11 protein-coding genes and 1 riboswitch are annotated in these 13,884 nt (G+C 74.3%); of the genes, 3 read left to right on the forward strand and 8 right to left on the reverse strand.

Features of this window, described 5'->3' with window-relative positions; translation table 11 throughout:
• Positions 1-451 precede the first annotated feature (451 nt).
• A complete protein-coding gene (locus tag HCJ94_RS06795) occupies positions 452-4,123 on the forward strand; it encodes a hypothetical protein (protein WP_168000113.1) in 3,672 nt (1,223 codons plus the stop codon).
• Here the strand turns inward: HCJ94_RS06795 and pspM are convergent, their stop codons facing one another.
• From pspM to HCJ94_RS06830, 7 genes are all read right to left on the reverse strand, one after another.
• Positions 4,124-4,903: a phage shock envelope stress response protein PspM gene (gene pspM / locus HCJ94_RS06800; RefSeq protein ID WP_168000114.1), complete on the reverse strand. Its 780-nt coding sequence runs from the start codon at positions 4,901-4,903 to the stop codon at positions 4,124-4,126.
• A 23-nt stretch (positions 4,904-4,926) separates the two neighbouring features.
• Positions 4,927-5,808 carry a PspA/IM30 family protein gene (locus HCJ94_RS06805; protein WP_168000115.1) on the reverse strand — a complete coding sequence of 294 codons (882 nt, stop codon included), beginning with the start codon at positions 5,806-5,808 and terminating at the stop codon, positions 4,927-4,929.
• A gap of 245 nt (positions 5,809-6,053) precedes the next feature.
• Complete coding sequence (locus HCJ94_RS06810) at positions 6,054-6,512, reverse strand: helix-turn-helix domain-containing protein (protein WP_168000116.1); 459 nt, start codon at positions 6,510-6,512, stop codon at positions 6,054-6,056.
• Between the two features lie 137 nt (positions 6,513-6,649).
• Positions 6,650-7,222: a CinA family protein gene (locus HCJ94_RS06815; RefSeq protein ID WP_205800794.1), complete on the reverse strand. Its 573-nt coding sequence runs from the start codon at positions 7,220-7,222 to the stop codon at positions 6,650-6,652.
• Positions 7,223-7,291: 69 nt separating this feature from the next.
• On the reverse strand, positions 7,292-7,885 hold the full coding sequence (gene pgsA, locus HCJ94_RS06820; RefSeq protein ID WP_168000117.1) for a CDP-diacylglycerol--glycerol-3-phosphate 3-phosphatidyltransferase: 594 nt from the start codon (positions 7,883-7,885) through the stop codon (positions 7,292-7,294).
• A 77-nt stretch (positions 7,886-7,962) separates the two neighbouring features.
• A complete protein-coding gene (gene rimO, locus HCJ94_RS06825; RefSeq protein WP_168000118.1) occupies positions 7,963-9,456 on the reverse strand; it encodes a 30S ribosomal protein S12 methylthiotransferase RimO in 1,494 nt (497 codons plus the stop codon).
• 40 nt (positions 9,457-9,496) lie between these two features.
• Positions 9,497-10,417 (reverse strand): ornithine cyclodeaminase family protein, encoded by a 921-nt coding sequence (locus HCJ94_RS06830; RefSeq protein WP_168000209.1) that lies wholly within the window; start codon positions 10,415-10,417, stop codon positions 9,497-9,499.
• Between the two features lie 86 nt (positions 10,418-10,503).
• Positions 10,504-10,572: riboswitch (guanidine-III (ykkC-III) riboswitch) on the forward strand.
• A gap of 65 nt (positions 10,573-10,637) precedes the next feature.
• On the opposite strand from HCJ94_RS06830, the gene HCJ94_RS06835 reads away from it, so the two are divergent.
• Complete coding sequence (locus HCJ94_RS06835) at positions 10,638-10,952, forward strand: DMT family transporter (protein WP_155333516.1); 315 nt, start codon at positions 10,638-10,640, stop codon at positions 10,950-10,952.
• A gap of 77 nt (positions 10,953-11,029) precedes the next feature.
• Positions 11,030-11,275 (forward strand): hypothetical protein, encoded by a 246-nt coding sequence (locus HCJ94_RS06840; protein WP_168000119.1) that lies wholly within the window; start codon positions 11,030-11,032, stop codon positions 11,273-11,275.
• A gap of 168 nt (positions 11,276-11,443) precedes the next feature.
• Here the strand turns inward: HCJ94_RS06840 and HCJ94_RS31420 are convergent, their stop codons facing one another.
• Positions 11,444-13,873 (reverse strand): DNA translocase FtsK, encoded by a 2,430-nt coding sequence (locus tag HCJ94_RS31420; RefSeq protein WP_373684208.1) that lies wholly within the window; start codon positions 13,871-13,873, stop codon positions 11,444-11,446.
• Between the last annotated feature and the right edge of the window lie 11 nt (positions 13,874-13,884).

Consider the following 13,884-nt stretch of genomic DNA (forward strand, 5'->3'; position numbering starts at 1 on the left):
GTCCCATGGCGGCACCGGTGCCTGTCGAGCTGCCCCGTCCGTGCGACCGCCGAGCGCTCCTCCCTGCCCCCGGGCGGTGGCACCGGCAACGCTTCGGCTCTCGGCCGGTCGTGCCACCACAGACGCTTCCGCCTCTGCCCCATCTGTGGGGGCAGCTCGACAGCGCGTCGCGCGCACCATGCGCTCCACGGGACCGCGGGACCTGCCGGGTCAGGACCGGGCCGCGCGGCCACCGGCGGCGGCCGGGCCCACCACATGAGACGGCGTGTCGGGCGGGACACTCCGGGGACCGCGGCAGGAATTGGTGCGCCGACCCAGATAGGGACGATTGGGTACTTCCTAACCACCCGTCCGGGTCGCATGCTGCGGTTGAGTGCTCACACACCGTCAGATCAGCGCGCCCGCGCCGCCACGCCGAGGTGACGGCCCCGCGCCCGACGCCGGGAGAGCCATGGACCTGTTCCGCAGACTCCGGATCCCGTGGGCGGACCGACCGGCCGGCGACCGCCCCGACGGCACCGGTGAGCCCGGCAGCGCCGACGCCGGCCCGACGGTCCCGGCGGCCCGGAGTGCGGACGACGCCGCGCCGGCACCCGCCAGCCTCGACCCGGCCGCGCTCCCCCGCTGCTTCGGGCCGGTGCCCAACCACGCCCACAGCCCGCTGCCGGTCGTCGACGCCGACGGGCAGGTCGTGCCCGGCACCGGGATCCGCAAGTTCGTCGACCCGCTGCCCACGCTCGGCACCGCCGGCACCACCGGCACCGGGCCCGCCGACGCCCTGCCGCTGGCGGTCCCGGACACCATCACCTATCCGGGGTGCGACTACTACGAGATCGGGCTCCGCGAGTACGCGCAACGCCTGCACCGCGACCTCCCGGCGACCCGACTGCGTGGCTACCGGCAGCTCAACCTCGGCACCGACCCGACCGGGCACAACACGCTCGCGCCGCCGGAGCGCCCCGTCCACCTCGGCCCGGTGATCGTCGCGCGGCGGGGCCGGCCGGTGCGGGTGAAGTTCATCAACCAGCTGCCCACCGGGCGGGCCGGCGAACTGTTCCTCCCCGTGGACCCGACGATCGAGGGGGCGGGCACCGGGCCGCTCGACGGGCCGGCGCCGTACCCGCAGAACCGGGCCGTGCTGCACCTGGCGGGGGCGCAGACCGGCTGGATCAGCGCGGGCAACCCGTGGCAGTGGATCGCTCCGGCGGGGGAGATCACCCCGTACCCGACCGGGGTCGGGCTGACCCACGTGCCGGACATGCCGCACCCGGGCGCCGGGGCCACCACGCTCTACTACCCCAACGACCAGAGTGGACGGCTGCTCACGTTCCAGGACAACACCGTCGGCCTGGCCCGGCTGACCGTCTACTCCGGGCAGCTCGCGCTCTACCTGCTCACCGACCCGGCCGAGGAGCGGCTGGTCGCCGACGGGGTGCTCCCCGCCGACCAGATCCCGCTGGTGTTCGAGGACAAGACCTTCGTGCCGGACGACACCCAGCTCGCCGGCGAGGACCCGACCTGGGACCGGGACCGGTGGGGCGCCCGGGGCAGCCTCTGGCACCCGCACGTCTACCAGCCCCGGCAGAACCCGTACCGCGGCGGGGGCGGCAACCCGACCGGACGCTGGGACTACGGGCCGTGGTCGCGTACCGCCGAGGAGACCGGCCCGGACGGTGAGTCGGGGCCGAACGGCGCCGGACCGGCTCCCGGCCCGGTGCCGAACCCCCACCACGACCCGGTCACCGCGCCGGACGAGCCGCCGATGACGCCCGGTGTGCCGCACCCGTCGGCGGTGCCGGCCGCGTACGGCGACACGGTGCTGGTCAACGGCGTGGCGTACCCGTGGCTCGACGTCCAGCCACGCGCCTACCGCTTCCGCATCGTCAACGCCTGCCCGGACCGCAGCCTGAACCTCCAGCTCTACCGTGCCCGGTCCGCCGGTCCGATGTGGGATCCGGACGGCGCGCTCGCCGACCCGGGAGCCGGCGAGGTCCCGATGGTCGAGGCGGTCAGGGTGCCGGGCCGGCCGGCCGGCTGGCCGACGGACGGGCGTGAGGGCGGGGTGCCGGACCCGCGCGCCGCCGGGCCGGAGCTGGTGCAGATCGGCAACGAGGGTGGCCTGCTGCCGGCCCCGGTGGTGATCCCGAGCCAGCCGGTGACCTACCGGTACGACCGGCGCGACCCCACCGTGCTCAACGTCGACAGGCACGCCCTGCTGCTCGCCCCCGGGGAGCAGGCCGACGTGCTGGTCGACTTCTCCGCGGTCGCCCCGGGCGGCACGCTGATCCTCTACAACGACGCCCCGGCCCCGTTGCCCGGCTTCGATCCCCGGTACGACCACCACACCGACGCGCCGGACCTCCAGGCCGAGGGTGGGACGCCGCCGAGCCGCCCCGGGTACGGGCCGAACACGCGGACGCTGCTCCAGTTCCGGGTGAGCGGCACCCCGGCGCCCCGGTACGACCTGGCCCGGCTGCGCGAGCGGCTGCCCCGCGCGTACGCGTCCAGCCAGCGCCCGCCGATCGTGCCGCAGCCCGCGTACGACGCGGCGCTCGGCACGCGCACCGCCCGGGAGACCGTCGTGCCCGTCCACGCCACCACGGTGAGCTTCACCCCGATCGGTGGCGGCTCCCCGGTGCTGCTGGCGCTCGCCGTGAAGGCGGTCCAGCAGGTCTTCGAGCCCGGTCACGGCCGGCTCGCCGGTCGGCTCGGCGTCGGGCACCCGCACGGCGGCCCGCTCGCGCCGGCCGTGCTGCCGCTCGGCCCGACCGATCCGGCCACCGAGGTGGTGCAGGCCAGCGACCCGGCGGCGCCGGTGGGCGCACCCGCCGACGGCACTCAGCTCTGGCGGATCCGCGGGGCCAGCCGGCAGACCCAGCCGGTCCGGCTGGACGGGGTCGACCTGCAACTGGTCAACCGGGCGGGGTGGGACGGCACGCTACGGCCGCCGGACGAGAACGAGCTGGGGTGGAAGCAGGTGGTCCGGGTGAACCCCCGGGAGGACGTCATCGTCGCGCTGCGCCCCGTCGCGCCACCGCTACCGTTCAAGATCGGCGACAGCGTGCGGCTGCTGGACCCCGCCCGGCCGGCGGGCGCGCGTACCGGCTCGACACCGGTGAGCCCGGTGGACGGCCGGCCGGCGCTGGTGGTCAACCAACTGGTGAACCTGGGCTGGGAGTACCGCTGGCACAGCCAGCTCGCCGGCCACCGGGACCAGGGCATGAGCCGCCCCCTCGTGCTGCGGGTCGCCCCGAAGGCGCCCACCGGCCTGACCGCGACGCCGGCACCGGGATCGGCCACCGCGTTGCCGGCGATCACGCTCGCCTGGACCGGCAACGGCAGCCGGCCGGCAGCCACCAGCCACCTGCTCCAGCGGGCCACCGACCCGACCTTCACCGAGGGGCTCACCGGGATCACCGTCGCCGCCACCGCCACCCGGTACACCGACGCCTCGATCACCCCCGGCGTGACGTACCACTACCGGATCCGGGCGGAGAACTCGGTGAGCTGCTCGGCCTGGTCGAACAGCGTGCCCGCGTCGGTGCAGCTCGCCGCGCCGGCCGGGCTCGCCGCGGCGGTGCCGCCGGCGGCACCGCTGCGGGTGGCGCTGCGCTGGCGCAACCGCTCCTTCGCCACCGGCATCGACGTGCAGCGGGCCACCAACCCGACGTTCACCAGCGGGCCGGGCACCACCGCGATCGGTATCGGCGACACCCACCTCGACACCGCCGTGGCACCGGACACCACGTACTACTACCGGGTGCGCACCACGTACCTCGGCGCGGCCTCACCGTGGTCCACGGTCGCGCAGGTGACCACCCCACCGCGACCGGGTGCGCCCACCTCGGTGAGCGTCACCGCCACCGCGCCGGCCCCGGACACGGCGACCGTGATCCTGGGCTGGGCGGCCAGCACCCCGGCCGGGCCGGGCGCCGGGTTCACCGTGCAGCGGGCCCTGGACGCCGCGTTCACCCGGGAGGTGGCCACCTTCACCGTGAGCGGGCGGGGCTTCACCAACACGGGCCTGGCCCGTGGGGTCACCTACCACTACCGCATCCGCTCGTTCAACGTCGTGGGCACGTCCCCGTTCAGCGCGGCCGTGGCGGTGACGACACCCGGCTGATCAGAAGGTGCGCAGCGGGGTGCCGACGCCGCGAAGCTCGGCGAGGGCCGAGGCGACCCCGTGCAGCAGGTCGGTCGCCTCGGTCAACCGGGCCGCCGCCGGGTGTTCGGTGCCCGGTCGCGCGTTCTCCGCCACGTAGCTGGCGGCGGCCACGACCAGTCGCTCGTACGCCGCGACGCCGCTCGCCAACTGCGCGCCGAGCGCCGCGTGCGCCTCGGCGAGCGGGGGCCGGGCGTCGGGCGGCGCGAGCCGCAGCGCGCGTTCGACGCTGGCTACCCGGGCGGCGAGGTCCCGCAGCGACCGGTCGGCCGCGGCAGCCTCGGCCACGGCCGGCTGCGCCAGCCCGGTCAGCCGCGTCGTCATGCCGGCGAAGGTGAGAGCGGCCCGGTCCAGGCGGGCGAACGGCTCGGCGGCGCTGGTGCCCCGCAGCGCCACCCTCGACCGCATCCGGCGGACCTCGGCGAGCACGCCCGGCCCGACGGGGAGCCGCTCCACGGCGGCGACCAGCCGGGCCCGGGACCGGGCCGCCGCCTCGGCGGGATCGAGCGGGGGCGGGGCCGGCCGGGCAGCCAGCGCGCGCAGGTCGATCCACCGCCACGCGGCGAGCGCCACCGCGCCGCCCGCGCCGGCGGCCCAGGCCGCGTCCGGCAGGCCCAGGCCGGCGTACGGCGTGAGCACGGCGGCGGCCCCGCCGAGGCCCCCGGCCAGCACGCTCCACCGGCGGGCGGACCGCCGCAACCGGCCGAGCCGCCGGAAGTACCGCGTACGCTCGTCTGCCACGTCGCCTCCTCGACCCGGGCCGCTCAGCCGGCGGCTGTCGTGTCGCCGCTGCCGCGCTCCCGGCTCATGCTGGCCCGGATCTCGTCGAGCCGGGCGGCTGCGGCCGGATCGGCGGCCGGCGCCGCCGGGGCGGCCTGCTCGGGCCGCGCGACGGCCGGCCGTTCAGTCGCACCGCCGAGCTTCTCTCCCGCCATACTGGCGCGGATCTGCTCCAGCCGGGCGGAACCGGCCGAGTCGAGCGTCGCCTTCTGGATCTCCAGCATGCGTCCCTCGACCGAGTTGCCGGCCAGCTCGGCGCGGCCCATCGCGGTGGCGTACCGCCGCTCGATCCGGTCGCGGACCTCGTCCAGGGTGGGGGTGGTGCCGGGGGCGGTGATCGCGGACATCGACTCCAGCGAGGCGGCGACGCTCTCCTGCATCTTCGCCTGCTCCAGCTGGCTGAGGAGCTTCGCCCGCTCGGCGAGCTTCTGCTGGAGGATCATCGAGTTGTTCTCGACGGCCTTGCGGGCCTGCGCCGCCGCGCCGAGCGCCTGGTCGTGCAGGGTCTTCAGGTCCTCGGTGGCCTGCTCGGCCGAGACCAGCTGGGTGGCGAGCGTCTGCGCGGACTGCTCGTAGCGCGACGCCTCGGCCTCGTCGCCCTTCGCGCGGGACTGGTCGGCCAGCACCAGGGCCTGGCGCGCGTTCGCCTGCAGCCGCTCGACCTCGGACATCTGACGGGACAGCTTCATCTCCAGCTGCCGCTGGTTGCCGATCACCGCGGCGGCCTGCTGGACGAGCGCCTGGTGCTGGCGCTGGGCCTCCTCGATCGCCTGCTGGATCTGCACCTTCGGATCGGCGTGCTCGTCGATCTTGGCGCCGAAGAGCGCCATCAGATACTTCCAACCCTTGACGAACGGGTTCGCCATCTCCGCGGTACCCCCTCAGTAGCGTCGCGCCGCCCGTGGTCGTCCGACCGCGGTACGGCAGTGGCTCCATCGTCCCAGGCGGACGCCAGTGCGGCATCCGTACGTGACGAGCGGGGTCGCCACCGTCGCGATCAACCCTACGCGGCGTAGGGGTGACCGACCATGACGAGAGTCGGGAAACCAGGGTCGAGCCAGGGTCGCCCGCAAGTGGACCCGGGGCCCGGACGAGCCGGGTGGCCGGTGGATCAGGCGGCGCAGACCACGTCGCGGTCGCGGTCGGCGGGGCGTACGCGGGTGCTGCGCAGGGTGGCCTTGAGCGGGGAGTCCTGCCGGACCTGGACGGAGACCGTGCCGTCGGAGGAGACCTGACGGACACCGCGCCCGGCGGCCTTGCGCACGGCCGGCGGCGACACCGGAGTGGACTGCTCGACCGGCTCGTCCTGGACCGGCACCAGCACGCCCGGCATCTGCTCGGCGAGGGCGACCGTGTCGCTGACCTCACGCAGCAGCTCGGACAGGCGCGCGCCCAGCGCGTCGCAGATGGCCGCCAGCAGCTCGCTCGACGGCTCCTTCTGGCCGCGCTCGATCTCGGAGAGGTAGCCGAGGCTGACGTTGGCGGCGGAGGAGACCTCGCGCAGGGTGCGGTGCTGCCCCTGCCGGCGTGCCCGCAGCGCGTCACCGATCACCCGGCGTAGCAGGACCATCGCACCTCCCCTGGGGAACACCACTCCCGCCCCGACGGCCCGGACCCCCGGGCCCCGACCACCGGAGCCTTCCCGCAACCGTACCCGTTGCGGGCCCGGCCGACATCCCGCCCCGCCCGTCGGAATCGGACGATCCCTCACCGACGGGCGGCGCCGGCCGGGTCGCGCTCGGCGGGACCGGAGTCCGCCGGGCGTCCCGGGTCGGCGTCGTGGAGCCTCTCGGCCAGCAGGCGCAGCGCCTCCACGACGGCGGCCGACCGTACGTGGTCGCGGCCACCGTCCAGGTCCAGCTCGCGCACCGCGCTGCCGGACGGGCCGGCCACGGCCACGTACACCAGCCCGACCGGCTTGCCGTCCTGCGGCTCCGGCCCGGCCACCCCGGTCGTGGCGAGGGCCCAGTCGGCGCCGCACCGCCGCCGCCCGCCCTCCGCGAGCGCCACTGCGACGTCCGGGTCGACCGGCCCGCGCTCGGCCACCAGATCCTCCGGTACGCCGGCCAGCCCCGACTTCAGCTCGGTGGCGTAGACCACGAGACCGCCGCGGTAGACACTGCTGACACCGGCGATCTCCACGATCGCCGCGGCGAGCAGGCCGCCGGTCAGCGACTCGACGGTGGCGAGGGTCTGCTGCCGCTCGACGAGGCTGTGCACCACGCCGGCCGCGGGGCTGCCGACCGGCCGATCGCCGTCGGCGTCCGTCTCGATCTCCATGCCGACTTTCCTTCCCCCGGCCCGGTCGCGGTACTCATCCTGCCGGAACGCCGGCCGCGCGGTGACCGCTCAGCCGGTGCGCCGGCGCAGGCGCAGGGCCTGGGCGACGTAGTCGAAGCCGGTGACGACCGTCACCACCACGGCGGCGCCCATGATCCAGGGGCCGACCGCGGCCAGGGCGGCGGGCATCGGCCACAGGTACCAGGCGATCGCCAGGATCTGGAGGGCAGTCTTGATCTTGCCGCCCCGGCTGGCGGCGATCACGCCGTGGCGGATCACCCAGAACCGCAGGGCCGTGATGCCCAACTCCCGGGCGAGGATCACGACCGTCACCCACCAGGGCAGCAGGTCGTACCAGGAGAGCAGCAGCAGGGCGGCTCCGGTGAGCGCCTTGTCCGCGATCGGGTCGGCCACCTTGCCGACCGACGTGACCATGCCGAACCGGCGGGCGATCCACCCGTCCACCAGGTCGGTGACCGAGGCCACCGCGAAGATCAGGCAGGCGGCGATCCGCCAGCCCGCGTGGCTCATCGCGGAGACGACCACGGACGCCGCGAACACCGGCACCAGCACCAGCCGCAGCAACGTCAGCGCGTTGGCCGCGTTGAGCACGGACACCCGGGCGACCACCGGAGCCGAAGCCGGCTCCGCCGCCCCGGTCACCGCGGCACCCCGCTCCGGCCGCCGTGGCCGACCTGGCACCTCACCACGTGGCTCCCTCGCTCCGTCCGGGCCCGCCGTCACCGCTCCGCGCCGGGCGCCGCCGAGATCATCTCATCCGGTACGGCGACCAGGTCGACACCCTCGGTCGCGGTGACCGTGGCGCGGACCAGGTCGCCGGGGCGCAGCGCGGCCAGGTCCACCCCGCCGCCGGGCGGCGCGACCAGGGTGGTCGAGCCGTCGACCTCGGGCGCCTGGTGCGCGGCGCGCCCCTCGACCACGCCCTCGTCGACCGAGTCGACCAGGACCTCCACCGTCGAGCCGAGCCGCTCCTCGGCCCGCTGGGCGCACAGCTCGTCGGCCAGGGCGCTGAGCTTGTCGTACCGCCGCTTGACGGTGGCTGCCGACACCTTGCCCGGCAGGCCGGCGGCCTCGGTGCCGTCCTCGTCGCTGTAGTCGAACACGCCGATCGCGTCCAGGCGCGCCTCGGTCAGGAAGCGCACCAGCTCGGCGACGTCGGCCCGGGTCTCCCCCGGGAAGCCGACGATGAAGTTGCTGCGGGCGCCGGCCTCCGGGGCCAGGGCCCGGGCGCTGCCCAGCAGTTCCAGGAAGCGGTCGGTGGAGCCGAAACGGCGCATCCGACGCAGGACCGGCTCGCTGGAGTGCTGGAAGGACAGGTCGAAGTACGCGGCGACGCCCGGCGTCGTGGCGATCACCTCGACCAGGCCGGGCCGGGTCTCGGCGGGCTGCAGGTAGCTCGCCCGCACCCGGACGATGCCGTCGATCGCGGCGAGCTGCGGCAGCAGCTTCTCCAGCGCCCGCGGGTCGCCGAGGTCCTTGCCGTACGAGGTGGAGTTCTCGCTGACCAGGACCAGCTCGCGCACCCCGGTCTTGGCCAGCCACTCGGCCTCGGCGAGCAGCTCGTCGGGTGTGCGGGAGACGAAGGCGCCGCGGAACGCGGGGATGGCGCAGAAGGCGCAGCGCCGGTCGCAGCCGCTGGCCAGCTTGAGGGAGGCGACCGGGCCGGTGTCCAGCCGGCGGCGCAGCACGGGCCGCAGGTGCGCGGGCGTGTGCTCGTCGGTCTCGACGGCGGCGCGGGTGCCGTGGCCGGGCAGCGACACGGCCGCCTCCCGGCGCTTGACCGGGGTGAGCGGCAGCAGCTCCCGGCGGTCGCGCGGGGTGTGCGCGTCGACCGCCTCGCCGGCGAGCACCGAGCCCAGCCGGGCGGAGATGTCGGGGTAGTCGTCGAAGCTCAGCACCGCCTGCGCCTCGGGCAGGCTGTCGGCCAGCTCACGCCCGTACCGCTCGGCCATGCACCCGGCCGCCACCACCTTCGCGCCGGTGTCCGCGGCGGCGAGCAGGGTCTGGATCGAGTCCTGCTTGGCCTTCTCGACGAACCCGCAGGTGTTCACGACGACCACGTCGGCGCCCTCGCCGTCCGTCGTGACCTGCCACCCGTCGGCGTGCAGGCGGGCGGCCAGCTCCTCCGAGTCGACCTCGTTACGGGCGCAGCCCAGGGTCAGCAGGGCGACCCGACGGCCGTCGGCGAAAGAAGGGGAGGTGGCAGACACCATCCGAGGGTACCGGGCCCGCGAGCGGCCGGGCAGGTCGGCGTCAGGCCGGGACGGCGGCGCGGACCAGGCGGTCGAGCAGGAAGACCTCGGTGCCGGCCAGGCCGGTCGAGCAGAAGAGGGAGATCTGGTCCGCGCCGGTCCGGCCGGGGACCGCGCCCGCCAGCACCGCGCCCAGGTCGCGCAACCGACCGGCGTACGGGTGCAGCGCGGCGAGCATCGGCGGGGCGTACGCCGCCGCCTGCGCGGGCGAGTCGGTGACCAGCAGGTCCGCCCGGTCGAGCAGGTCGGCGCCGAACTCCTGCCGGTCGACCTGCTTGAAGCCCACGGCGTTGACGTGCGTGCCCGGGGCGAGGTCGGCGGCGTCCAGCACCGGCGAGGTGCTCGTCGTGGCGAGCACCACGACGTCGCGCCCGGCCACGGCCGCCTCGGCCGATCCGACCGCGCGGGCGGGAATGCCCAGCTCGGCGCGGACGCGGGCGGCGAACGCCGCGCGCCGGGCGGCGGAGCGGCTGTGCACGGTCACCTCACGCAGCGGCCGGACCGCGGCGGCGGCCCACACCTGGGTCCACGCCTGCCGGCCGGAGCCGATCACGCCGAGGGTCACCGCGTCGGGGCGGGCCAGCGCGTCGACGGCGACCCCGCCCAACCCCCCGGTACGCCGGGATCCCAGCTCCTCCCCGACCGCGACCGCCCGGACGGCGCCGGTCCGCCCGTCGTGCAGCACCACGACCTGCTCGCTCTCCGGATGCCCGAAGGTGTCGTACGAGCGGTAGCCGTACCACTCGCCGACGAGGTGCCCGGCGGTGAGCACCATCCGCCCTCCGCCGAGCGCGGCGGCGGCCCGGGGCGGGGCGACCAGCCGCCCTTCGTGGGCGGCCCGGAGCGCGTCCCGCATCGCCGCGACGGTCGTCGGGGCGTCCAGCGCGGCGGCGACCTCGGGGTCGGCGAAGAGCAGCGGCATACCGGCCATACTGCAAGTTGAAGTCAGGTTGAGGTCCACTCGCGGTGGTCGGGATCACCGCTCCCGGATCGGCGCCGGTGCTACCGTCGTCGCCGGCGGCTCCGGCCGCCCCGGACGAGTGGTGGGCGTACCCGGTCAGGCCAAGACGCCCCGCGTGACCCGCAGAATCGACTCGTCCCGGCCCCCGCGGTCCGGGCGGCACCCCCACAGAGGTGACCCGATGGCCTGGATCGTTCTGGTGATCTCCGGACTCCTGGAGACGGCGTGGGCGATCGCCCTCGACCGCAGCGCCGGCTTCAGCCGGCCCGTCCCGTCGGCGGTCTTCGCCGTCACCCTCGTGCTCAGCATGGCCGGCCTCGCGTACGCGCTGCGCGACATCCCTGTCGGCACCGGGTACGCGGTCTGGGTCGGCATCGGCGCGGTCGGCACCGCCGTCGTCGGCATGGTCGCGCTGAACGAGTCGGCCAGCCTGCCCCGGATCATCTGCCTGCTCCTGGTGGTCGCCGGCGTGGTCGGACTGAAGATCTACCACTGACGCCGCCAGGCGTAGCCGCTGACCACAGTGGGTAGAGATCGGCCAGCACCGACATCTCACCCACCACGGAGGACATCATGGCCGACATCCACAGCACCGCGCGCCCCCGCAGCAGCGCCGCCCGCGTCTGCACGATCCTGGGCTTCGTCTTCGCGGTCATCGCGATCCTGTTCCTCCCGCCGCTGTTCGGCCTGGCGGGCATCGCCCTGGGCGTCGTGGGCGCCGTCCTCGGCGACAAGCCACTGGGCTGGTACGCGGCCGGGGCCAGCCTGGCCGGCATGATCATCGGCATGCTGATCGGCGCGGCGCTCTACAGTTCCTGACCCACTCCGCTCCCCCGACGCCACGGGCCCGCCGTACCCGGCAGGCCCGTGGCGTCGTCGTGTCGCGGTCCGTGCGGCTCGGGCCCGGCGGCCGGCCGGAGCGAGCCCGCCGCCCGCGCGTGCCGGCCCGACGGGTCCGGCCCGGCGCACCGCGACCCGGGGCCGTCGTCACTCGTCGCCGCCGCGCAGACCGGCCAGGACCTCCTCCAGCTCGTCCGGCTTGACGAGCACGTCGCGGGCCTTGGAGCCCTCGGAGGGGCCGACCACACCGCGCGTCTCCATCAGGTCCATCAGCCGGCCGGCCTTGGCGAAACCCACGCGCAGCTTGCGCTGGAGCATCGACGTCGAGCCGAACTGCGAGGTCACCACCAGCTCGACCGCCTGCACCAGCAGGTCCAGGTCCTCGCCGATGTCCTCGTCGATCTTCTTCTTGCTCTCCTGCGCCACCGTCAGCACGTCCGGCCGGAACTCCGGCTCGCGCTGGTCCTTGCAGAACTTCACCACGTCGGAGATCTCGCGCTCGGTCACCCAGGCGCCCTGGATGCGGATCGGCTTCGACGCGCCCATCGGCAGGAAGAGGCCGTCACCGCGGCCGAGCAGCTTCTCCGCGCCGGGCTGGTCCAGGATGACCCGGGAGTCGGCCAGCGAGGACGTCGCGAAGGCCAGCCGGGACGGGACGTTGGCCTTGATCAGGCCGGTGACGACGTCGACCGACGGGCGCTGGGTGGCGAGCACCAGGTGGATGCCGGCGGCCCGGGCGAGCTGGGTGATCCGGACGATGGAGTCCTCGACGTCGCGGGGGGCGACCATCATCAGGTCGGCCAGCTCGTCGACGATCACCAGCAGGTACGGGTACGGCCGCAGCTCCCGCTCGCTGCCCGGCGGTGCCTTGATCTCGCCGTTGCGGACCTTGCGGTTGAAGTCGTCGATGTGCCGGACCCCGTTGGCGGCGAGGTCGTCGTAGCGCATGTCCATCTCGCGGACGACCCACTCCAGCGAGTCCGCCGCCTTCTTGGCGTTGGTCACGATCGGCGTGACCAGGTGCGGGATCCCCTCGTAGCTGGTCAGCTCGACCCGCTTCGGATCGACCAGCAGCAGGCGTACCTCGTCGGGGGTGGCCCGGGTGAGGATCGAGACCAGCAGCGAGTTCAGCAGGCTGGAGTTATGGGTGGGAACGAGGGTGCGACCGGCCAGAAATAGACGACTTGGGCTGTCCACCTGGATGCACCGCACCGGGACCGACGGCACCGGTCGCACATCCACGATGTAGCGCCGTGAGGTGCTCGGACGGCTCTCCGTCACCTGACGGACCAGCTTCCTGGTGAGCCGGAAGACCTTGTCCTTCGGGGTGAAGCGGATGCGGTAACAGGTCGAGGTCGCACTGTGCCTGCCCTTGACCTGCCTCGTGGTCATGGTCGCCTGGTAACCCAGGCCGAGGACGAGGTCGAGGGCGTCGTGGGCGAGCCGTTCGCAAGTAAGTGCAAGCTCGACGCCGCCGCGCTTCGACACCGTACCGTCGGTGTCCAACAAACCAGCGAGCAACGCCCTCCGCTGGTTCTCGGACGCGCGCAGATAGGCCGGCGGGATGTGCTTTTCACCGATCTCCCGGAAGAGCGCCCGCATCGTGCGGTACGGCCCACGATCCTGGACCTCTACCGAGTGTGGCTGCGGGTCGCCCGCTGGCAGCCCCGCCTTGCCTGCGAGGTAGACGGCAGTGGCGGAGACCCCGACCCGTCGGGCTGCGGCTGGCCCGCTGACGCCGCGTGCAACCAGGCGCAACGCTTCCAGGACACGGAGCTCGCGTTCCTGCCGATTGGAGATCGTGTATTGGATCCGACCGCTGGGTTGTCTGATGACCTCGTAACCATCCAGCCGGATCTGATCCAGGATCTCGTCGTCAGCACAGGTGAAGCCGGCCGTGCCTGTTGTCCCGTCCCCCAACCAGCAGCCCAGGGTGTACGGCGCGATCGGCAGCTCCCGCTCGGGGCAGACCAACGGCCCAGCCACGTCGACCGCGTGGTTCGCCCACTCGCCGTTTGGGCCGACGCGCAGGCTCTCCGCGATCTCCCGGGTCGTCACCGTCCCTTCATCATGGCGCTTCCTACCGACGGATCGGCCAGCGGCAAGGACCCGCTGGCACAGCGCCTTATAGACGCGGTGGCGGGAGTAGGTCGGCACCCATCGGGTGATCCGGCGACCGCCACGGTGGTAGGGCGTTCGGGCGAGCGTCTGCTCCTTCGGCACCTCCTGGAGCACCCGGGAGACGACGTTCCGGAACTGCTCGCCGAGATCCGTCACCACCTCGCTAGTGGATACCGGTCGATCAGGCTCGCTCAGCACCTCTCGAGTCCGACGTGAGACCAGCTCACGGTCAGCCTCCGCCCAGTAGGAACCATCCGTCCATCGGTGCCTGCGCTGCGTGCGCCCGGCCCGGGTCGTCGTCCGCCACTCGTGGCTAGCGTCGGCCACGATGACCGTGCCGTCGGAGAACTCGACCTCGTAGCACGGGCGACCATGCATGACAGGGGTCGCCGCGACCACGTTGCACGGCCTCCCCTCCTCGTCGAACACCTGGTCGCCCACAGCGAGGTCACCCATCGTGGACCACC

It is taken from the genome of Micromonospora thermarum (assembly GCF_012034245.1).
Lineage (GTDB): Bacteria > Actinomycetota > Actinomycetes > Mycobacteriales > Micromonosporaceae > Micromonospora > Micromonospora thermarum.